The organism is Nocardioides guangzhouensis (genome assembly GCF_004519545.1).
In the GTDB taxonomy this organism is placed as follows: Bacteria; Actinomycetota; Actinomycetes; order Propionibacteriales; family Nocardioidaceae; genus Nocardioides; species Nocardioides guangzhouensis.
Genome location: NZ_SDKM01000002.1, coordinates 25,983 through 45,403, shown reverse-complemented (window position 1 = coordinate 45,403; position 19,421 = coordinate 25,983). Strand labels below are relative to the sequence as shown.

The 19,421-nt window shown below is 73.6% G+C and carries 19 protein-coding genes; 13 read left to right on the top strand and 6 right to left on the bottom strand.

The window, feature by feature from the left end; all coding sequences use genetic code 11:
- Positions 1-3: 3 nt before the first annotated feature.
- The 5 genes from EKO23_RS01575 (at position 4) to EKO23_RS01555 (ending at position 6,497) form a co-directional block, all read left to right on the top strand.
- Positions 4-2,667 (top strand): glucosidase family protein, encoded by a 2,664-nt coding sequence (locus EKO23_RS01575; protein WP_246050845.1) that lies wholly within the window; start codon positions 4-6, stop codon positions 2,665-2,667.
- 106 nt (positions 2,668-2,773) lie between these two features.
- Complete coding sequence (locus EKO23_RS01570; protein WP_134713390.1) at positions 2,774-3,490, top strand: LolA-like protein; 717 nt, start codon at positions 2,774-2,776, stop codon at positions 3,488-3,490.
- 174 nt (positions 3,491-3,664) lie between these two features.
- Positions 3,665-4,810: an NAD(P) transhydrogenase subunit alpha gene (locus EKO23_RS01565; protein ID WP_134713388.1), complete on the top strand. Its 1,146-nt coding sequence runs from the start codon at positions 3,665-3,667 to the stop codon at positions 4,808-4,810.
- A complete protein-coding gene (locus tag EKO23_RS01560) occupies positions 4,807-5,127 on the top strand; it encodes an NAD(P) transhydrogenase subunit alpha part 2 (protein WP_134713386.1) in 321 nt (106 codons plus the stop codon). Before EKO23_RS01565 ends, EKO23_RS01560 begins: the two co-directional genes overlap by 4 nt.
- Positions 5,127-6,497, top strand: a complete 1,371-nt coding sequence (locus EKO23_RS01555) for an NAD(P)(+) transhydrogenase (Re/Si-specific) subunit beta (RefSeq protein WP_134713384.1) — start codon at positions 5,127-5,129, stop codon at positions 6,495-6,497. The genes EKO23_RS01560 and EKO23_RS01555 overlap by 1 nt, the downstream gene beginning before the upstream one ends.
- A gap of 12 nt (positions 6,498-6,509) precedes the next feature.
- Here the strand turns inward: EKO23_RS01555 and EKO23_RS01550 are convergent, their stop codons facing one another.
- The 3 genes from EKO23_RS01550 to EKO23_RS01540 are packed head-to-tail and all read right to left on the bottom strand — an operon-like array spanning position 6,510 to position 10,231.
- Positions 6,510-8,120, bottom strand: coding sequence for a phytoene desaturase family protein (locus tag EKO23_RS01550; RefSeq protein WP_134713382.1), 1,611 nt, complete (start codon positions 8,118-8,120; stop codon positions 6,510-6,512).
- Between the two features lies 1 nt (position 8,121).
- Positions 8,122-9,321: an aminomethyl transferase family protein gene (locus EKO23_RS01545; protein ID WP_134713380.1), complete on the bottom strand. Its 1,200-nt coding sequence runs from the start codon at positions 9,319-9,321 to the stop codon at positions 8,122-8,124.
- A 58-nt stretch (positions 9,322-9,379) separates the two neighbouring features.
- On the bottom strand, positions 9,380-10,231 hold the full coding sequence (locus EKO23_RS01540) for a methyltransferase domain-containing protein (RefSeq protein ID WP_134713378.1): 852 nt from the start codon (positions 10,229-10,231) through the stop codon (positions 9,380-9,382).
- 106 nt (positions 10,232-10,337) lie between these two features.
- Between EKO23_RS01540 and EKO23_RS01535 the strand changes: the two genes are divergently transcribed.
- From EKO23_RS01535 to EKO23_RS01525, 3 genes are read left to right on the top strand one after another with little or no spacing between them, the layout of a single operon-like run.
- Entirely contained in the window at positions 10,338-11,084 is a 747-nt protein-coding gene (locus EKO23_RS01535) for a CDP-alcohol phosphatidyltransferase family protein (protein ID WP_134713376.1), read from the top strand.
- 13 nt (positions 11,085-11,097) lie between these two features.
- On the top strand, positions 11,098-11,916 hold the full coding sequence (locus EKO23_RS01530; RefSeq protein WP_217702403.1) for a class I SAM-dependent methyltransferase: 819 nt from the start codon (positions 11,098-11,100) through the stop codon (positions 11,914-11,916).
- 51 nt (positions 11,917-11,967) lie between these two features.
- Positions 11,968-12,375: a hypothetical protein gene (locus EKO23_RS01525; RefSeq protein WP_134713374.1), complete on the top strand. Its 408-nt coding sequence runs from the start codon at positions 11,968-11,970 to the stop codon at positions 12,373-12,375.
- On the opposite strand, the gene EKO23_RS01520 is transcribed toward EKO23_RS01525, so the two are convergent.
- Genes EKO23_RS01520 through EKO23_RS01510 form a run of 3 tightly spaced genes read right to left on the bottom strand, consistent with a single transcriptional unit; the run spans position 12,322 to position 15,267 of the window.
- On the bottom strand, positions 12,322-13,023 hold the full coding sequence (locus EKO23_RS01520) for an anti-sigma factor family protein (RefSeq protein ID WP_134713372.1): 702 nt from the start codon (positions 13,021-13,023) through the stop codon (positions 12,322-12,324). The genes EKO23_RS01525 and EKO23_RS01520 overlap by 54 nt on opposite strands.
- Positions 13,020-13,532 (bottom strand): sigma-70 family RNA polymerase sigma factor, encoded by a 513-nt coding sequence (locus EKO23_RS01515; RefSeq protein WP_134713370.1) that lies wholly within the window; start codon positions 13,530-13,532, stop codon positions 13,020-13,022. Before EKO23_RS01515 ends, EKO23_RS01520 begins: the two co-directional genes overlap by 4 nt.
- Positions 13,533-13,587: 55 nt before the next feature.
- Positions 13,588-15,267 (bottom strand): alkaline phosphatase family protein, encoded by a 1,680-nt coding sequence (locus tag EKO23_RS01510; protein ID WP_134713368.1) that lies wholly within the window; start codon positions 15,265-15,267, stop codon positions 13,588-13,590.
- Between the two features lie 78 nt (positions 15,268-15,345).
- On the opposite strand from EKO23_RS01510, the gene EKO23_RS01505 reads away from it, so the two are divergent.
- From EKO23_RS01505 to EKO23_RS01485, 5 genes are read left to right on the top strand one after another with little or no spacing between them, the layout of a single operon-like run.
- On the top strand, positions 15,346-16,341 hold the full coding sequence (locus EKO23_RS01505) for a zinc-dependent alcohol dehydrogenase (protein WP_134713366.1): 996 nt from the start codon (positions 15,346-15,348) through the stop codon (positions 16,339-16,341).
- The gene (locus tag EKO23_RS01500; protein ID WP_134713364.1) at positions 16,329-16,721 is read left to right on the top strand and encodes a 6-pyruvoyl trahydropterin synthase family protein; all 393 of its coding nucleotides are present in this window, start codon (positions 16,329-16,331) and stop codon (positions 16,719-16,721) included. The genes EKO23_RS01505 and EKO23_RS01500 overlap by 13 nt, the downstream gene beginning before the upstream one ends.
- The gene (locus EKO23_RS01495; RefSeq protein ID WP_134713362.1) at positions 16,718-17,782 is read left to right on the top strand and encodes a glycosyltransferase family 4 protein; all 1,065 of its coding nucleotides are present in this window, start codon (positions 16,718-16,720) and stop codon (positions 17,780-17,782) included. The genes EKO23_RS01500 and EKO23_RS01495 overlap by 4 nt, the downstream gene beginning before the upstream one ends.
- Positions 17,779-18,723 (top strand): lysylphosphatidylglycerol synthase transmembrane domain-containing protein, encoded by a 945-nt coding sequence (locus EKO23_RS01490; RefSeq protein WP_134713360.1) that lies wholly within the window; start codon positions 17,779-17,781, stop codon positions 18,721-18,723. The genes EKO23_RS01495 and EKO23_RS01490 overlap by 4 nt, the downstream gene beginning before the upstream one ends.
- The gene (locus tag EKO23_RS01485; protein ID WP_134713358.1) at positions 18,720-19,415 is read left to right on the top strand and encodes a RibD family protein; all 696 of its coding nucleotides are present in this window, start codon (positions 18,720-18,722) and stop codon (positions 19,413-19,415) included. Before EKO23_RS01490 ends, EKO23_RS01485 begins: the two co-directional genes overlap by 4 nt.
- Positions 19,416-19,421 lie beyond the last annotated feature (6 nt).

Sequence of the window (19,421 nt, the reverse complement as noted above, 5' to 3'; positions counted from 1 at the left end):
CGAATGGATCTCTCGGGCCTGTCCTCATCCCTTCCCCCTCGTCCCGTTCGTCCTCTGCTCCGCCGGTCCCTGGCCGCCGCCGTCGCGCTCGCCGCCGGCGCCCTGGTCGCCAGCCTCCCGCAGGCCGGGACCGCGCCCGCCGCGGCCGCCCCGACCCCGGTCGTCGACGGGTCGCTGGACCGCTCGCCGGAGCTCTCGGAGACCACCCGGCTGGCCGACCGCCGGTTCGTGGTCACCGGTGACCGGGCCTGGGCGCTCGGCTCCGCGGACGGCCGCTGGCCCGCGGCCGGTTTCCACACCCGCGGCGAGATGGGCGGTTACTGGTTGCCCGAGGTCAAGCTGCTCGACGGCGTCTGGTTCGGGATCGACGACCAGTGGATCGGGCAGGGCACCCGCACCACCTCGGGGTGGGGCTACGTCCGCACCGACCTCCCCGACACTGCAGGGGTGCAGGCCAGTCGCACCGACGTCGTGCCCGACGGAGCGGACGGCGCGCTGGTCGGCCTGAGCCTCCGCTCCGACACCGACCGCACGATCAGCCTCCGCGCCGACGCGCACTCCGAGCTGCTCGGCTCCTACCCGTGGGGCGAGACCCAGCCCAGCCAGAAGACCGAGAACCTCCCCGACACCGCGTCGGTCGAGGGCGGCCACCTGCTCTTCCGCGACCAGGGCAAGCCCCCGCACCCGAACGCCGAGGCGCACGACTGGGCGGCCACGTTCGGCTCCAGCCTCACCCCGACGGCCACGGACACCGGCACGGACTTCCGCGGGCCGCAGGACCCGGCCGTGGTCTGCCCCGCCTCCGGCCCGGACGCCCCGCCGCAGCCACAGCGCTGCGACGACACCGAGTACGGCAAGGGCGCCGGCGGCCGCCTGACGTACGACGTGCCGCTGCGGGCCGGTGAGGTCCGCACGGTCTGGTTCGGCATCGGTGGGTCCAGCGCCGGCCCCGCGGGCGCCCGCTCGGCCCTGTCCGGCCTGCTCGACGACCCGGCCGGGCACCTCGCCGCCAAGGTCGCCACCCGGCAGGCGGTCGACGGCAACACCGTGGTCGACCTGCCCGGTGACCGGCTGCTCGAGCAGAGCATCCGCTGGTCCAAGCAGATGCTGGCCGCCTCCGACCAGCGGGTCGCGAACCCGCGGCTGCGCGTGGTCCGCGCCGGCAAGGAGTACCCGCCGCCGGCCGGCACCATCGCGTCCATGCGCTGGCTCGGCGCCGGGTGGCCCGACTACCCGTGGCTGTTCGGCACCGACGGCGAGTACACCGCGTTCGCCGCGGTCGCGGCCGGCCAGTTCGCACCGATCAAGGCACACCTCCGCGCGCTGCGTGACGTGTCCGAGGTGGTCAACGGCGGCAGCGGCAAGATCGTGCACGAGGTGACCCCGGACGGCGCCGTCTACTTCGGCGCCAACGCGGACGCCGGCAACACCGACGAGTCCTCGAAGTACCCCTCGGCGGTCGCCGAGGTCTGGCGCTGGACCGGCGACGACGCGTTCCTGCGCGACCTCTACCCCGCGAGCGTCAAGGCGATGAAGTACGTCGCCACCCTCGACGAGGACGGCGACGGCTGGCCCGAGGGGCTCGGCAACGTCGAGCGCGAGGGCATGGGCGAGGAGAAGCTGGACAACGCCGTCTACACGATCCGCGGGTACGCCGACCTCGCCGACATGGCCCGCGCCCGCGGCGACAACAAGACCCGCACCTGGTCCGAGCAGCGCGCCCGCGCGATGGTCAAGGCGTTCGAGGACGCCTGGTGGTACGACGACGGCGGCGCCAACTCCTACGCCGACTCCCTCGACGACCCCGGCAACGAGAAGGTCTTCCAGCGGCACTGGATCGGGCTCACCCCGACCGACGCCGTGCTGCCCGACCTCCCCGGCCGGCCGGGCGACCCGCTGGCCTCCCGGGCGCACGGGAACACCACCCTCGACCAGCACGAGAAGCCCTGCTTCACCAACGAGCTCGGACTGTTCCACACCGGCACAGGGCCGACCTCGGCCCCGGCCGGCAACCCGGGCGCGAGCTGCGACAGCGTGGTCTCCGCGGTGCCCAGCGAGCGCAGCGTCTTCACGCTGAACAGCGCGATCGCCGCGGTCAGCGAGGGCAACTACGGCCGTCTCGGCTCCGGGCAGCAGGGCGTCTACACCCACGGCAACGCTCGCAGCCAGCTCGACCCGTCGCTGTGGGAGATGCCGGGCGCGATGCCCGAGATCGTCCCCGGCGGCGACTTCGGCGCCAACATCAACCGGCTCTTCACCGAGCGGTCGATGGTGATGCAGGCGTGGGGCGCCTACGGCACGCTGTGGCCGGTCGTGCACCAGTGGCTCGGGGTGGCGCCGGACCTCGGTCGCGGCACGGTCGCGGTGGTCCCGCAGGTCCCGGCCGGCCAGAGCACGATCTCCGGCGACACGATCCGGCTCGGCGACGGCGCGGTCGACGTGACCGCCACCCGGACCGGCCCGACGTACACCACCGAGGTGACCCGGCACAGCCGGCTGGCGCTGACGATCGGGGCGGTCCTGCCCGACGGGGTCAAGGTCCGCAAGGCCACCCTCGACGGGCGCCCGGTCGGCGTACGGCTCGTGCGGACCGCGCGCGGCGCCGAGGCGCAGGTCATGGTCCGCCCGGGAACGGGTACGTCGTCCCTGGTCGTGGTCACCCGCTGAGCACCCGCCCAGCGCCCACCCGGGCCCCGTGGGCCCCGACCGGATGACGGGGGAGCGGTTCGACTGTGGTCGGATGGTCCCCGCGAACCACGACGGAAGGGGAAACATGAGGCTCGGGACGAACGCGCTGCGCGCGGCCCTGGTGGCGACGGGGCTGCTGGGCGCGGCGGCCTGTGGCTCCGGTGACGGGGGCGGCGACGACTTCGCCGACAGGTCCGCGTCGGACATCAAGGATGCCGCGATCAAGGACATGAAGACCGTGACGTCGCTGACGATGGACGGCACGATCAAGGAGAACGGTCAGGAGCTGTCGCTGACGCTGTCCTCGGACACCGACGGCAAGTGTGCCGGCGAGATCAGCCAGGGAGGTGGCACCGCCCGGTTCATCGGCGGCGAGGAGACCTACCTCAAGGGCGACGAGGCGTTCTGGACGAACTCCGTCGGCGGCGCCCAGCAGGCCCAGCAGATCCTGGCGCTGGTCGGCGACAAGTGGGCCAAGGTGCCGGCCTCGGCCGGCGCGTCGTTCGAGTCGTTCTGCGACCTCGACAACCTGCTCGACGACTTCACCAAGGAGGACGACTCGACGGTGAAGAAGGGCGACACCGGCGCGGTGGACGGCGAGGACGCCGTGGTCATCGAGGGCACGAGCGACTCCGGCGACCCGACCAAGGCGTGGATCGCGGTCGACGGCAAGCACCACATCCTCAAGCTGCAGGGCGAGGGCGACACCTCGGGCTCGTTCACCTTCAGCGACTACGACGAGCCGGTGGAGGCCGACGCGCCTCCGAGCGACGAGGTCGTGGACCTCTCGCAGCAGGGCTGACCCGGCACGGACAGGGCTCCCGGGGCGGTGGCGGCGCAGGAGAACGGTGCCGCCACCGCACCGGCCCGTGCCCACCCGCCCGCGCCCCGTGGGCGCACCCGCCGATCGGGCAGTTGCGAGACACCCGTCTCAGACAGTGGTCCTGACGGCTTCCCGTGCCCTAGGTTGCAGCGGGTGAAGATCGCTGTAGCGAAGGAGACCCGCGACGGGGAGACCCGGGTCGCGATGGTGCCCGAGCTGGTCGACAAGCTCACCGGCCTGGGGTACGACGTCGCGGTCGAGCCCGGTGCCGGCGCCGGTGCCCTGCACGCCGACGAGGAGTACGCCGCGGCCGGCGCGACCGTCGAGCCGGACGCGCTCGCGACCGCCGACGTCGTGGTGTCGGTGCAACCGTTGCCCGTCGAGTCCGTACGCCGACTCCGCCAGGGCGCGGCCACCGTGTCGTTCCTGCCGGGGGCGCAGGCCGGCGAGGTGGTCACCAACCTCCGTGACTGCGGGATCACGTCCTACTCGATGGAGCTCGTGCCCCGCATCTCCCGGGCGCAGTCGATGGACGCGCTGTCCTCGCAGGCCCTCGTGGCCGGCTACCGCAGCGCGATCGTCGCGGCGGGACTGCTGCGGCGCTTCTTCCCGCTGAACATGACCGCGGCCGGCACCGTCCAGCCTGCGGAGGTCGTGGTGCTCGGCGCCGGCGTCGCCGGTCTCCAGGCGATCGCCACCGCCAAGCGGCTCGGCGCCGTGGTCCGGGCGTACGACGTCCGGGCCGCCGCCGCCGAGGAGATCCGCTCCATGGGCGCCAAGTCGATCGACCTCGACCTCGAGACGCTCGAGGGGGCCGGCGGCTACGCCCGCGAGATGACCGAGGACCGGGCGGCCCGGCAGCGCGAGCTGCTCACGCCGTACATCGCTGCTGCGGATGCGCTGATCACCACCGCTGCCGTGCCCGGCCGGCAGGCGCCGATGCTGGTCACCGCCGCCATGGTCGAGCAGATGAAGCCCGGGTCCGTGGTGGTCGACCTCGCGGCCGAGTCCGGCGGCAACGTCGAGGGCTCGGTCGCGGGCGAGGTGGTCCGGATCGGCCACGCCCAGGTCTGGGGCGGGAGCAACGTGCCGTCGCAGATGCCCGGCCCGGCGTCCCGCCTCTACGCCCAGAACGTGGTCAACCTGGTCACGCTGATGACCGCCACGGGCGACGGCACCGGACCCGGCACCTTCGCCCCCGACCCCGAGGACGAGATCGTCGCGTCGTCCTGCGTCACGCGCGACGGTGCCATCGTGCACGAGCCCACCCGCACCGCCCTGGAAGGGGAGGACCAGTGAACGACGCCGTCGTCTGGCTGACGATCTTCGTGCTCAGCGTCTTCGTGGGCATCGAGGTGATCTCCAAGGTCTCCTCGACGCTCCACACGCCGCTGATGTCCGGTGCGAACGCCATCCACGGGATCATCCTGCTCGGCGCCATCCTGGTCACCGGCACCACCGACAGCGGTCTCGCACTGGCGGTGGGCCTGGTCGCGATCGTGCTGGCGACGGTGAACATGGTCGGCGGCTTCGTGGTCACCGACCGGATGCTGCAGATGTTCACGCGGAGGAAGCCGAAGGCACCCGCGGGCAGCACCGAGGGCGGGGCTGCCTGATGCCGGTCTGGGTCCAGCTCGTCTACCTCGCCTGCGCGGTCTGCTTCATCCTCGCGCTCAAGGGCCTCTCGGGCCCGAAGACCGCGCGCACCGGCAACCTGGTCGGGGCGGGCGCCGCGGTGGTCGGCTGCGTCGTCCCGTTCCTCTACCTCGACCTCGACCACGTGCCGCTGATGCTGGCCGCCATCGTGCTCGGCACCGTCGGTGGCGTCTACGGCGCTCGCAAGGTGCAGATGACGCAGATGCCGCAGATGGTGGCGCTGTTCAACGGCGTGGGCGGCGGCGCGGCTGCCCTGGTCGCGCTGCTCGAGCTCGAGCACATGGGGTCGTTCACCGCAGGGTTCGACCTGGCCGCCACCGCGTTCACGATCGTGGTCGGCTCGGTGTCCTTCGCCGGCTCGCTGGTCACCTTCGCCAAGCTCCAGGAGCTGATGACGTCGCGGCCGGTGGTCTTCCCGGGTCTGCCGGTGGTGTTCGGCGCCGCCCTGATCGCGGTGCTCGCCCTGTCGGTGCTCATCGTCACCGACCCGTCCGTGGGCGTCGGCGTCCTGCTGGCCCTGCTCGGCCTCGCGATCGGCGTGCTCCTGGTGCTGCCGGTCGGCGGCGCGGACGTGCCGATCGTGATCTCGCTGCTCAACGCGTTCACCGGTCTCACCGTCGCCGCCGGCGGCTACATACTCGGCAACACCCTGCTGCTGGTCGCGGGCACCCTGGTCGGTGCCTCCGGTACCTTCCTCACCCTGCTCATGGCTCGCGCCATGGGCCGCTCGGTCGCGAACATCCTGTTCGGCGCCCTGAAGGGGGGCTCGACGCTCGGCGGAGGCGAGGCCTCCGACCGCCCGGTGAAGTCGGCCGGGCCCGAGGACGTCGCGATCATGCTGGCCTACGCCGAGCGCGTGATCATCGTCCCCGGCTACGGCCTCGCGGTCGCCCAGGCCCAGCACACGCTGCGCGAGCTCGTCGACGTGCTCGGCGAGCGCGGCATCAAGGTCGACTACGCGATCCACCCGGTCGCCGGCCGCATGCCCGGCCACATGAACGTCCTGCTCGCCGAGGCCCAGGTGCCCTACGAGCAGCTGAAAGAGATGGACGACATCAACGGCGACTTCAAGGACGCCGACGTGGCACTCGTCGTCGGGGCGAACGACGTCGTGAACCCGGCCGCGAAGACCACCCCCGGCGCGCCGATCTACGGCATGCCGATCCTCAACGCCGACGAGGCGAAGCAGGTGGTCTTCATGAAGCGCTCGATGCGCCCCGGGTTCGCCGGCATCGAGAACGAGCTGCTCTTCGAGCCCAACACCACGCTGCTGTTCGGCGACGCGAAGGACTCGATGGGCAAGCTGCTCAACGCCGTCAAGTCCCTCTGACCCCTGCCGGAGTCAGCTGCCCAGACCCTCGCGGACCCGCAGGTCCTTGATGATCTGCTGGCTGGCGAGCTTGCCGGGGGCACCCATCACGCAGCCGCCGGGGTGGGTGCCGGAACCGCACTGGTAGTAGCCGTGGATGGGCGTGCGGTACTGGCTCCACCCGGGGGCCGGCCGGAAGAAGTACATCTGCGGAGCGAAGAACTCGCCCGCGAAGATGTTCCCCTCGGTCAGCCCGACGGTGCGCTCGATGTCCAGCGGGGTCCTCACCTCCCGCTGCAGGACCAGGTCGCCGAAGCCGGGGAAGAACGACTCGAACGTCGCCTGCACGGTGTCGGCGAAGGTCTCGCGCTCGGTGTCCCAGTCGCTCCCCTTGAGGTGGTACGGCGCGTACTGGACGAAGCAGGACATGACGTGCTTGCCCGGCGGCGCCATGTCCGGGTCGACGAACGACTGGATCGCGCAGTCGATGTAGGGGCGCTGGCTGTACCAGCCGTACTTCGCGTCGTCGAAGGCCCGCTCGAGGTACTCCATCGACGGCCCGATGTTGATGAACCCGAGGTACTGGTCGGTGCGGTCGCCGAGGGCGGGGTAGCGGGGCGCGCCGTCGAGGGCGAAGTTGACCTTGGCGGAGGTGCCCTGGAACCGGAACCGGTTGATGTTCTCCACCAGGTCGCCGGGCAGCTCGCGGGGCTCGACCAGCTGGGTGAAGGTGCGCCTCGGGTCCAGGGCGCTGACCACGGTCCTCGCGGTGAGCTCGGTGCCGTCCTCCAGCACGACGCCGACCGCCTCGCCGTTGCGGGTGAGCACCGAGGCCACCGGGGCGTTGAGCAGGATCTCGGCGCCGAATGCCTGGGCGGCGCGCGCCAGCACCTGCGTGAACCCGCCGTTGCCGCCCTTGTGGAACGACCACGCCCCGAAGTGACCGTCGTGCTCGCCGATGGAGTGGTAGAGCAGCACCATGCCGGAGCCTTGCGACATCGGGCCGACCTTGGTGCCGATGATGCCGGAGGAGGCGATGTAGCCCTTGAGGATGTCGCTCTCGAAGTAGTCGTCGAGGAAGTCGGCGGCGCTCCCGGTGAGCAGCCGAACCAGGTCGTGGACCACTTTCTGGTCGGCGCCGCGCAGGTGCTTGACCAGCTCGGCGGTGTCCTGGATGTCCTCGGGCGACCCGCCGAAGATGTTCGGCGGCACGGTGTCGAGCAGCGGCTTGACGAGCTGGCAGACCCGCTCCATGTCGTGCTCGTAGCGGTCCATGGCGTCGGCGTCGTGCGGCGAGTGCCGCATGATCTCCTTGATGTTCTCGTCCCGGTCCTGGCCGAGCAGCAGGTAGTCGCCGTTCTCCATCGGCGCGAACGACGACGGCATCAGGATCGGCATGAAGCCGTGGCGGACCAGGTCGAGCTCGTGCACGATGTCGGGCCGGAGCAGGCTCAGGGCGTAGGAGAACGACGTGAAGTGGAAGCCCGGTCGCAGCTCCTCGGTGATCGCGGCGCCGCCGATCAGGTGGCGCCGCTCCACGATCAGCACCTTGAGGCCGGCCTTGGCGAGGTACGCGCCGTTGACCAGCCCGTTGTGGCCGCCGCCGACGACGATCACGTCGTAGTTCTTGTCCATCGATGCCATCTCATGCCATCTTTCGAGGAGGGTTGAAGAACGGAAGACGGGTGACCTCGGCCGCGACCGTCTCGTAGTGGTGGTTGATGGTGAGCTCGAGGTTCACCCGCGTCCCGGCCGCGGCGAGCGCTGGCCGGACCCGGGCCAGCGCGATGTGGCGCTGGAGCATCGGTGAGTACATGAGGCTGGTCGCGTAGCCGATCCGCTCGCCGGCGTCGTCGTACAGCATCGAGTCGTACTCCTGCGGCGTCTCGTCCTTCGGCGGGATCAGCCCGGCCTGGTCGTAGACCCGGTCGTAGTCGGCCCAGTCGACGACCAGCCCGACGGTCGCCCAGCGGGAGGTCCTCTCCGCGAGCTCGCGGCGGATCGCCTCGCGGCCGATGAACGGCCGGTCGTCGGCGTCGATGCCCTTGAGCATCCAGCCGAGCCCAAGCTCCTTCGGGGTGATCCGGTCGTGGTCGGTGTACGCGTAGCGGCTGGAGGAGAACTCCACGTTGATGAGGACCAGGCCGGCCTCGATCCGCGTCATCAGCAGGGCCTCCTCGCCGAACGGCCGCAACCCGTGGCCCTCGCCGGCCTCGATCACCGCGTCGAGGACCGCGAGCGCGTCGTCGCGCGCCACCCGGACCTCGTAGCCGAGGTCGCCGGTGTAGCCGGTCCGCGAGATGGTGACCGGCGCCTTGCCCATCTTGGCGTCGGTGTGCTCGAAGTAGGACAGCTTCTCCACCTCGGGCGCCAGCTTCGCGAGGATCGTCCGCGACCGCGGGCCCTGCACGGCCAGCATCCCGAACTCGTCGGTCACGTCCTCGATGGTGACGTCGAGTCCCCCGGCCAGGTCGCTCAGGTACCCGAAGTTGGGCTCGGCGGCGGTGAGCAGGAAGTCGCTCTCGGAGTGGCGGAAGACGACGCCGTCCTCGAGGAGGAAGCCGCGGTCGTCGCACCAGACGGTGTACTGCGCGCGGCCGGGCCGGCAGTGCCGGATGTCGCGGGCCATGACGCCGGCGAGGAGACGCTCCGCGTCGCGGCCCGAGATCCGGTGCTTGTAGAGCGGTGAGGTGTCGAAGAAGCCGGCGCTGTTCCGCACCGCGAAGTACTCGTGCTTGGGCGACATGCCGTACTTGAGGGCCGAGAGGTAGCCGGACCAGTGACCCCAGCGCTGGGACTCGTTGAGCTGGTCGAGCCGTTCGTGGAACGGGGTGGTCTTGATCATCGTCGACCTATCTGTGGGTGGGGTCGCGAGAGTGCCGCCGATCTTACTGAATGTTCAGTCAGGAAGTCGAGGGTCGCGCAGCCGGCAGGGCCAGCAGGTCCCGGTGGTGGACGGTCACCCCGAGCGACCCGCTCGCCGCGCCGGCCAGCCGTTGCCGCCGGTACGTCGCCACGGCCGGGCTCAGGGTCGGCCGCAGGTCGGGGCGCCGTGCGCAGGCGGCGTCCAGCCAGCCGGTGAACCAGGCGGTGACCAGCTCCCGCTGGTCCGGACCCAGGTGCCAGGGGCTGGGGCGCACGAGGACCTCGTGCCCGGCCCGCGTGAAGGCGTCCACGGCCACGGCGCACGCGTCGGGACCGAGCAGCCTCCCGGCTGCGGTCTGCCGCCGCTGGTCCGCGTCGAAGGCGGCGGCCACCTCTGCGTCGAGCGGGTCGGCCGGGCGGAGCTCGACCCGCCCGACCACCGAGAGCGTGACCAGGACCGGGCAGCCCGCCGCGACGCAGACCGCCACCAGCCGCCCGAGCTCGGCGGCGGTCAGCATGTCCAGCAGCGCGGACGCGGTGACCAGGGACGCCCCGGCAAGCTCGGACGCGGGCAACCCGGTGACATCGCCCCGACGGGTCTCGACGGTCACCCGGGCGCCGTCCGCGGCCGCGACGGGTGCGCCGGCGGCGGCGAGGTCGAGCAGGTCGGTGTCGCGGTCGTGGAGGACCCAGCGCTGCGGACCGGCCAGTCGCGGCGCGAGCCAGCGGAGCTGGGAACCGGTGCCGCACCCGAGGTCGTGGACCACGATCCCGGGCGTCGGCAGGTGCGGCCGGAGCGCGTCGACCAGCTCCTCCGACCGGGCCGTCGCGTCCGCCGGCTCCCGCAGGGCCAGCCACCCGGAGCCGGCGCGGACCGGTTCGGTGCTCATCCCCGCCTCCCGTGGGCCGGACGCTCGGTCCCGCGTCGAGTGAACCGATCGGGGTCGGTCCTCGTAGGAGCGTAGTACCCGGAGGAGTGGAGGCGCGGTGGTCACGGTGCGCAGGGGTCTGGCGGAGGGCGCCGCGGTCCTCGCCGCCCTGCTCGGGGCCCTTGCCGCGTCTGTGGGACTGGGCCCCGTCGGCTGGGCGGTCGGGCTGGGGTGCGGGCTCGTGGCGCTGGCGGCGGTCGCCGGAGGTGGGGCGGCTGTGCTGGGTCCGGCGGACCGGGTGACGGTCACGCGGACCGCGATCGGCTGTGCCATGGCGGCGCTGGTCGCTGACGCCTGGGCCCGGCCGGCCGAGGTGGGCGCACTGGTCGCGCTCTCGACCGTCGCGCTCGTCCTGGACGCGGTCGACGGCCGCGTGGCGCGGCGCACGGGCACGGCGTCGGGGTTCGGCGCGCGGTTCGACGGCGAGGCCGACGCGTTCGTGATGCTGGTGCTCAGCGTGTACGTCGCGACCACCGTCGCAGGCTGGGTGCTGGCGATCGGGCTGGCCCGCTACCTCTTCGGGATGGCCGGCTGGGTGGTTCCGTGGTTCCGCCGGACGCTGCCGCGGCGCGACTGGCGCAAGGTGGTGACTGCCGTGCAGGGCATCGTGCTGACGGTGGCGGCCGCCGCGTTCCTCCCGCCCTGGCTGACGTACGCCGCGCTGGTGGCGGCCGCGGCCCTGCTGGCCGAGTCGTTCGGACGGGACGCGCTCTGGCTCTGGTTCCGCCGGCACGAGGAGCGGGCCACGGAGCGGGTCACGGAGCGGGCCACGGAGCGGCCCCCGTCCATGGTCCTCCGGCCGCAGCGCTCGTGAGGCAGGACGGCGCATGAGGCAGGACGACCGGGCTGCCGTCGACGCGGCCCTGTGGGACGCCCGGGTCGCGGCGTACCCACCCGGCGAGTTCGTCGGCCAGGAGAGCTTCATGACCGCCTCGGAGCTCCGGACGCTCGCCGTCCGCGCCGGGATCGGCCCCGGGACCTCGGTGCTGGACCTGTGCTGCGGGGTCGCCGGACCGGGGATCCTCCTCGCCGCGGAGCTCGGCTGCACCTACGTCGGGGTGGACGCCCACCCCGGCGCCCTCGCGATCGCCCGCGAGCGGGCCGCGGGGCTCCCGTGCCGTTTCGAGCAGGCCGCGGTGCCGCCGGTGCCGGCCGGTCGGTTCGACGTGGTGCTGCTGCTGGAGACCCTGCTCGCGTTCGAGGACAAGGGAGGGCTCCTGCGCTCGGTTGCCGAGTCCCTGCGCTGCGGCGGCCGGTTCGCCTGCACGGTGGAGGAGGGCCCGCCGCTGACGCCGGCGGAGCGGGCGGCGATGCCGCGCCCGGACACCGTGTGGCCGGTGCCGCTCCCGGACCTGCTGGCGGAGCTGGACCGGGCCGGGCTGGCGGCGTCCGCGGTGGAGGAGTACACCAGCGCCCACCGGGAGACCGCGGTGTCCCTGCTGGCCGCCTACGAGGCCGGGGCCGCCGGGATCGCGGCCCGCCTCGGGTCGGAGCCCGTCGACGACCTGCTGGCCGCGCACCGCCTCTGGCGGGACTGGCTCACCGACGGCAGGGTCCGCAAGTTCGGCGTGGTGGCCGAGAAGGTCCGCGACGCCGTACCCGTCCGGGTGAACCGTGCGGGTGCCCCTGCCGTCTTCCCGGGGTGAGGGCTCCGCCGCCACCCGGGTGGCGGACGACCCGACAGGACGGAGCTCGTGATGACCATGCGGATGCTGGCAGCGGCTGCGGTGCTGGTCTCGGCGGCGGTGCACCTCTACCTCTGGTTCGACGGGATGCGGTCGTACGACGTCGTCGGGCCGGCGTTCATGTTCAACGCAGTGGCCGGCGTGGTGATCGCCGTGCTGCTGGTGACCTGGCGGCACTGGGTGCCGCCCTTCCTGGCGCTCGGCTTCGGCCTGTCCACGCTGGGGGCGTTCGTCATCTCGACCACCGTGGGCCTGTTCGGGGTGGACTCGACGTGGTCGGGCTGGGCCGCCTGGACCGCGGCCGCGGTGGAGGTCGTCGCGATCGTGACCGGCGGGCTGCTCCTGATCGAGGACAACCCGCTGCGGTCACGCCGCCAGCACCAGGACCACGCGACCGTCGGTGGTCCGCACCTCGACTGAGGCGATGTCGTCGCGGTTGGTGGCCGTGCCGGCGGTGAGGTGCATCGTGCGCCCGTCGACCGACCGCCAGCTGCCGACCCGCTCGGACTTCCCGTCCCGGGTCCGCACGAACAGGGTGTAGTCGACCTCCGACGGCAGGGGGTACTCGACCGACTCGGGCTCGTAGGTGCAGGTCAGCCCGAGGCGGGTGCCCCAGGTGACCTGCTCCATCGACAGCCGGGCCCGGACCGGCACCTCGCCGACCGGGGACATCCGCTGGGCGGCCGCGCCCGCGGGCCCGGCGCCGACGCCGGGCGTGGGCGACTCCGGGTTGCTCCCCACCACCTGCCAGGCCACCACCGGGACGATCACCGCGGCCGCGGCGCCGGCCAGCGCGATGCCGATGCGGGTGCGCCGCCGGCGCCGGTCGGCGCGGAGCTCGCGGGACAGGCGGGGCAGCAGCGTGTCGGGCAGGGGCACGTCACCGGTCGGGCCCTCGAGCACGCTCGCGTCCACCCGGCCGAGCAGGCCGGGCAGACCGGCGAGCTCGCGGACCGCCCGCGTGCAGTCGTCGCACCGGTCGAGGTGCCGCTCGAAGGCCAGCCGCTCGGTCGGGGACAGGGCGCCGAGGACGTACGCCGCGTCGTCGTGCGCGAACGGACAGCTCATGCGCTCACCCCCATCTCCTCCAGCGCCAGCTTCAGGGCCCGCAGCGCGTAGTGCGTGCGCGACTTCACGGTGCCCTCGGGGATCCCGAGCCGGCGCGCCACCTCGGCCACCGGACGGCCGCGGTAGTAGCACTCGAGCAGCACGGTCCGGTGGTCCGGCGACAGCCCGGCGATCGCCTCCGCCACCATCCAGGACAGGAGGAGCTGGTCGGTGGCGTCCTCGTCCGGGGCGCCCTCAGGCACGTCGGCCACCGAGGTCTCCGTCACGACGCGGCGCCGGCGCCACTCGTCGGTCACGATGTTGCGGGCGACGGTGTAGAGCCAGGCGCGCACCGCCGGCGGCGGGCTCTCGAGGATCTCGTGGTGCCGCCAGGCACGCAGCAGCGTCTCCTGGACCACGTCCTCGGCCCGGACCCGGTCGTTGCCGACCAGGCGGAGGCAGAAGTGCCACAGCGCGTCGGCGTGCTCGTCGTGCAGGTGCTGCATGAGCACGACAGCGTCGTCAGGCATCTCCACCTCCTCCACCACGGAAGACGTGCCGCGGGCCCCGCAGGTTCAGGGCCGGTCACCCCGTCCCAGTCTGACTCGCGCCGTACGCCGCGAGGAACCGGTCGCGGAAGCGGTCCATCCGCCAGACCGGCGCGTCGCTGGCCGGCCGCAGCCCGGGGGCCCATCCCCAGTGCCGGACCGCGCGGAGGACCGACGGGTCGCGGGCGATGATCGAGACCGGCACGTCGTGCCCGGCGTCCTCCCCGGAGACGATGGTCGCGGGCTGGTGGTCGCCGAGGACGACCAGCACCAGGTCGTCGTCGCCGTACGTCGTGACGAACGAGACCAGGGACCGCAGGGAGTACTCGATCGCCGCGCCGTACGCCTGCCGGACCCGGCTCGGCGAGGGCCAGATGTCGGTCTCGGACGGGAGCGTCTCGGGCATCCCCTCGTAGACCGACCCGTCGCCGACGGCGGACGGCGGGATCATCCGCGGCGTGCGCGACCACGGCGCGTGGCTGGTGATCAGGTCGATCTCCGCCATCACCGGCCGCCGGGGCCGCGGCGCCAGCTCCAGCCGGTGGAACGCGTCGAGGGTGAACTGGTCCGGCATCGTCGGGTAGCCGAACCGCGGTCCCCGGTAGCCGACGTTCCGGGAGTCGTAGACGTGGTCGTAGCCGTAGAACGCGCCCTGGGGCCAGTCCCGCGTGTTGGCCGGCACGTCCGCCACCGTCCGCCACCCGGCCCGCCCGAAGATCCGGCTCAGGGTCAGGCGCCGGCTGGTCACCAGCACGTCGTACCGCGGCTGGCTGTCGGCCCAGAGCCCGGTCTGGAGCGTGACGTGCGCCAGCCAGCTCAGCGCGCCGAACGTCGGTGAGGTGAGGTAGGCGCTGCGGCTGGTGAAGCCGGCCCGCCGCAGCTGCTCGTCCCCCTGCGCCAGCACCGCGTCCACGCCGGGGGAGAACGAGGAGCCCTCGACCGCGACCCGGCCGTAGCTCTCCACGAACACGAACAGCACGTCCTTGCCACGCAGCCCGGTCAGCAGCCGGTGGGCCGGCACGTCCCGGAGCGGGTCGTCCCGGGCGGCCTGCTCGAACTCCCGCTGGTCGCGCAGCTGGGTCGGGATCCGGCTGACCTGGCCGTAGACGTAGCCCGCGGTCTGGCTGGTCGCCAGGGTCCCGGCGGGCCCGCCGACCTGGAGCAGGGCGAGCACCAGCCAGAGCGACGCGAGCCCGGCCACCACCCGGGACGTGGCCCGGCGCCGGCGCACGGCGACCCGCGTGAGCCGCAGCACCGCGAGCGGCAGCAGCACCAGCAGCGCGACGACGGCCACGACCGCGACGACGAGCAACGTCGTACCGAGGCGGTCGCCGGCCGAGCTCCGCAGCGTCTCGACAAGGGCGCCCGCGTAGTGCCAGTCGATCAGGGGGTCGAAGGGGCGGTTCAGGGCCTCCAGGAAGCCCATGTCGAGGACCCGGGACACCGCGGCCAGTCCGAGCACCAGTCCGGCGACCACCGCGAGCGCGGTCCGGAGTCGTGCGAGACGGGGCGGGAGGGCCAGCACGACGGCGAGGTAGACGAGCGCCTCCAGCGGCAGCCGGAGGTACGCCGCGGGCCGGAGGTCCTGGAGCCGGTCCGGGGTGGTCAGGGCGGCCAGCACGAGCAGGCCGGCCAGGGCCGTCAGCAGGTTGGCACCGACGGCTCGCGCTCCCGGTCGGGGACGGCGTTGAACCAGGCGCACCCCTCCTCCGTTCATCTGACCAGCAGGGAGCTTTCACCGAGAGGAACGACGGCGGCACGGCTCCGGTTCACCGGCGCCGGGTGAGGTGGTCCGATGGAGAGGGAGGCCCGCGCGTTCTGGGTGCGCGAGCCGGGCGCCGGCGAGATCAGGCCGGTGCGCCTGCCGCCGCCGCGCAGGGACCAGGTCGTCGTCCGCACCCTGCGTTCGGCGATCAGCCGCGGCACCGAGACCCTGGTCTTCGACGGGCGGGTCCCGGTCGGCCAGTACGACGTGATGCGGGCACCGTTCCAGGAGGGCACGTTCCCTGCGCCGGTGAAGTACGGCTACCTCAACGTGGGCGTCGTGGAGGACGGTCCGCCCGACCTGCTCGGACGCACCGTCTTCTGCCTGCACCCGCACCAGACGGCGTACGTCGTCCCCGCCTCGGCGGTCACCCCGGTCCCCGACGGCGTGCCCACGGAGCGGGCGGTGCTGACCGGCGTCGTCGAGACCGCCGTCAACGCCCTCTGGGACGCCGCCCCACTGGTCGGCGACCGGGTCGCGGTGGTCGGGGCGGGGATGCTCGGCTGCTGCGTGGCCCGGCTGCTGGCCCGCTTCCCCGGCGTCTCGGTGACGCTGGTCGATGTCGACCCGCAGCGGGCCGGGGTGGCCGCGACGCTCGGCGTGGACTTCGCCGACGGCGAAGCGGCCCCCGGCGGCTGCGACCTGGTCGTGCACACCAGCGCCACCTCCGCCGGGCTCCAGCTCGCGCTCGACCTGCTCGGCCGGGAAGGCGCGGTGGTCGAGCTGAGCTGGTACGGCGACGACGCGACCACGGTCCGGCTCGGCGGCTCCTTCCACTCGGGCCGGCTCACGATCCGCGCCAGCCAGGTCGGCACGGTGTCGCCGGCCCGCAGCGCGCGACGTACCACCGCCGACCGGCTGGCTCTGGCGCTCGACCTGCTCCGCGACCCGGCCTTCGACGCGCTGCTCACCGGGGAGTCGGCGTTCGAGGAGCTGCCGGACGTGATGGCCCGGCTGGCCCGCGGCGAGCTGCCGGCCCTCTGCCACGCGCTGACCTACGACCGGGAGGTGCCGTGTTCAGCGTGACGGTGCGCGACCACATGATGGTCGCGCACAGCCTGTCCGGGGAGGCCTTCGGGCCGGCGCAGCGGCTGCACGGCGCGACGTACGTCGTGGACGCGACGTTCCGGGCCGAGGACCTCGTGGACGGGGTGGTCGTGGACATCGGCCGGGCCGCCGACGCGCTGCGGGAGGAGGTGGGCGCCCTCGGCTACCGGAACCTCGACGACGAGCCGGCCTTCGCCGGCGTCAACACCACCACCGAGGTGCTGGCCCGGCACCTCGCGGACCGGCTCGCCGAACGGCTGCGCGACGGCGCGCTCGGCGACGCATCCCGCGTGACCGGCCTCGTGGTCACCCTGCACGAGTCCCACGTCGCGTGGGCCAGCTACGAGCGGGCGCCGTGACCGGCCGGGCGGTGCACGTCGTGGTCCCGGACGGGATCGACGACCCGCTGCGCCCGAGCGGCGGCAACACCTACGACCGCCGGCTCTGCGCGCAGCTGGCCGCGCGCGGCTGGACCGTGCACGTCCTTGCCGTGCCGGAAGCCTGGCCCCGGGTCGGCGAGACCGGGCAGCGAGCCCTCGCGCAGGCCCTCGCCGGGGTGCCGGCCGACGCCGCGGTCCTGGTCGACGGGCTGGTCGCGTCCGTGACACCCGAGGTGATGGTGCCCGAGGCCGGGCGGTTGCGCGTGCTGGTCGTGGTGCACCAGCCGGTCGGCGTGGCCGACGACCGCGACGCGGTCCGCGAGCGCGAGGCCGCCGTGCTCCGGGCCGCGGCTGCCGTGGTCACGACCAGCACGTGGACGCGGCGGTGGCTGCTGGCGGCGTACCGTCTCGACCCGGCGCGGGTGCACGTCGCCCCGCCGGGGGTCGATGCCGCCCTGCGCGCGGCGGGCAGCGGGCACGAGAGGACGCTGCTGTGCGTCGCCGCGGTGACCCGCGAGAAGGGCCACGACGTGCTGCTGGCGGCGCTGCGCCGGGTCGGCCGGCCGTCGTGGCGGTGCCTCTGCGTCGGGAGCCTGACCGCCGAGCCCGGCTTCGTCGCGGGGCTGCGGCGCGAGGTCCGCGCAGTCGGGCTGGGTGGGCAGTTCGTGCTGACCGGCCCGCGCACCGGGGCAGCGCTGGACGCGTCGTACGCCGGGGCGGACGTGCTCGTGCTGGCCAGTCGGGCCGAGACCTGGGGCATGGTCGTCACCGAGGCGCTGGCCCGGGGCCTGCCGGTGATCGCCTCGGACGTGGGCGGCCTCCCCGAGGCGCTGGGCAGCACCGCGGACGGGCGGCGGCCCGGACTGCTGGTGCCGCCGGGCGACCCACCGGCGCTCGCCGCCGTGCTGCACGACTGGCTGACGGACCCGGCGCTGCGTCGGGCCCTGCGGGGGGCCGCGGAGGAGCGGCGTACGTCGCTGTCCGGCTGGGCCGACACCGCCGACCGGGTGGCCGGCGTCCTGGCCGAGGTGGCCGCATGAGCCGCGTCCCCTGGAGGTCCCTGCGCACCGCCGTCGCGGTGGGGATCCTCGGTGCGGTGCTGTGGCGGACCGGGTCCGGGCCGCTCGTGGCCGGCCTGGGCTCGGTCGACCCGGCGCTGCTGGTCCTCGCCGTGGCGCTCACCGTCCCGGCCACGGTCGCCTGCGCCTGGCGCTGGCGCCTGGTCGCCGGCGGGCTCGGGGTCGGGGTCGCGCTCGGGCCGGCGGTGGCGTCCTGCTACCGCGCACAGTTCCTGAACACGACCCTGCCCGGTGGGGTGCTGGGCGACGTGCACCGCGGCGTGCGGCACGGGCGAGACGCCGGCGACACCGGGCGCGGGCTCCGCGCGGTCGCCTGGGAGCGGCTCTCCGGCCAGGTGGTGCTCGGCGCGATCGCCCTGCTGGTGCTGGTGCTCCTGCCGTCCCCGGTCCGCCCGGCGATGCCGCTCGTGCTCACCGGGCTGGTCGCCGCCGGAGTGGCCGGCTGCGTGGCCGGCGGGGTCGTCGTGCTGCTGGTCCGTCGGGTCCGTCCCGCCGCGACGGCCCAGCGGTTCCTGCACACGGTGCGCGACGAGCTCGAGGGCGCACACGTCGTACGGCGGGCCTGGCCCGGCGTGGTGGTCGCATCGATGGTTGCCGCGGGGGTGCACCTGTCGACCTACCTCGTCGCGGCCCGGGCCGTCGGCGTCGCCGGATCGCCGGCGACGTTGCTGCCGGTGGCCGTGCTGGTGCTGCTCGCCGCCGGCCTGCCGGTCAACGTCGCCGGTTGGGGTCCGCGCGAGGGCATGGCGGCATGGGTGTTCGGCGCCTCCGGGCTCGGCGCGGACCAGGGCGTCGCCACCGCCGTGGCGTACGGCGCGATGGTGCTGGTGGCGAACCTGCCGGGCGCCGTCGTGCTGCTGGTGGCGTGGTCGCGCCGGAGGCGGGAGGTGGCACCGGCATGAGCGAGCGGCCGTACACGATCCTGAGCTGCGGGGTCTCCCTCGACGGCTACCTCGACGCCGCGACGGACCAGCGGCTGGTGCTGTCGAACGAGGCGGACCTCGAACGCGTGGACGCCGTACGCGCGGACTGCGACGCGATCCTGGTCGGCGCCGCGACCGTCCGCAACGACAACCCGCGGCTGCTGGTGCGGCAGCCGGCGCTGCGCCGGCAGCGCCGCGAGCGCGGGCTCGGGGAGTCCCCGATGAAGGTGACCGTCACCGAGTGGGCCCGACTGGACGCGTGCGGGAGGTTCTTCGCGACCGGCGACAGCGAGAAGCTCGTCTACTGCGCCAGCCCGGCGGTGGCCGACGCCCGCCGGCGGCTCGGCTGCGTCGCGACCGTGGTCGACGCCGGCCGGCCGGTGGACCTCGCGAACGTCGTCACCGACCTGCACGAGCGGGGGGTCCGGCGCCTGATGGTCGAGGGGGGCGGGCGCGTGCACACCCAGTTCCTGACCGCGGCGCTGGCCGACGAGCTGCACCTGGTGATCGCGCCGTTCTTCGTCGGCACGTCGCGCGCGCACCGCTTCGTCGGCGACGGTGCGTTCCCGTGGAACGCCGACCACCGGGCGAGCCTCGTGGAGACCCGGCAGATCGGCGACGTGGTCTTCCTCCGCTATGCGCTGTCCCCGCGGTTCACCGCGGCGTCCTGAGAGGAG

What these genes read in the sequence shown, in the direction of transcription:
- EKO23_RS01575 (WP_246050845.1), top strand. Translation starts at nt 4, where the DNA reads ATGGATCTCTCGGGCCTGTCCTCATCCCTTCCCCCTCGTCCCGTTCGT.
- EKO23_RS01570 (WP_134713390.1), top strand. Translation starts at nt 2,774, where the DNA reads ATGAGGCTCGGGACGAACGCGCTGCGCGCGGCCCTGGTGGCGACGGGG.
- EKO23_RS01555 (WP_134713384.1), top strand. Translation starts at nt 5,127, where the DNA reads ATGCCGGTCTGGGTCCAGCTCGTCTACCTCGCCTGCGCGGTCTGCTTC.
- EKO23_RS01550 (WP_134713382.1), bottom strand. Translation starts at nt 8,120, where the DNA reads ATGGCATCGATGGACAAGAACTACGACGTGATCGTCGTCGGCGGCGGC.
- EKO23_RS01545 (WP_134713380.1), bottom strand. Translation starts at nt 9,321, where the DNA reads ATGATCAAGACCACCCCGTTCCACGAACGGCTCGACCAGCTCAACGAG.
- EKO23_RS01540 (WP_134713378.1), bottom strand. Translation starts at nt 10,231, where the DNA reads ATGAGCACCGAACCGGTCCGCGCCGGCTCCGGGTGGCTGGCCCTGCGG.
- EKO23_RS01530 (WP_217702403.1), top strand. Translation starts at nt 11,098, where the DNA reads ATGAGGCAGGACGACCGGGCTGCCGTCGACGCGGCCCTGTGGGACGCC.
- EKO23_RS01525 (WP_134713374.1), top strand. Translation starts at nt 11,968, where the DNA reads ATGACCATGCGGATGCTGGCAGCGGCTGCGGTGCTGGTCTCGGCGGCG.
- EKO23_RS01520 (WP_134713372.1), bottom strand. Translation starts at nt 13,023, where the DNA reads ATGAGCTGTCCGTTCGCGCACGACGACGCGGCGTACGTCCTCGGCGCC.
- EKO23_RS01515 (WP_134713370.1), bottom strand. Translation starts at nt 13,532, where the DNA reads ATGCCTGACGACGCTGTCGTGCTCATGCAGCACCTGCACGACGAGCAC.
- EKO23_RS01510 (WP_134713368.1), bottom strand. Translation starts at nt 15,267, where the DNA reads ATGAACGGAGGAGGGGTGCGCCTGGTTCAACGCCGTCCCCGACCGGGA.
- EKO23_RS01505 (WP_134713366.1), top strand. Translation starts at nt 15,346, where the DNA reads ATGGAGAGGGAGGCCCGCGCGTTCTGGGTGCGCGAGCCGGGCGCCGGC.
- EKO23_RS01490 (WP_134713360.1), top strand. Translation starts at nt 17,779, where the DNA reads ATGAGCCGCGTCCCCTGGAGGTCCCTGCGCACCGCCGTCGCGGTGGGG.
- EKO23_RS01485 (WP_134713358.1), top strand. Translation starts at nt 18,720, where the DNA reads ATGAGCGAGCGGCCGTACACGATCCTGAGCTGCGGGGTCTCCCTCGAC.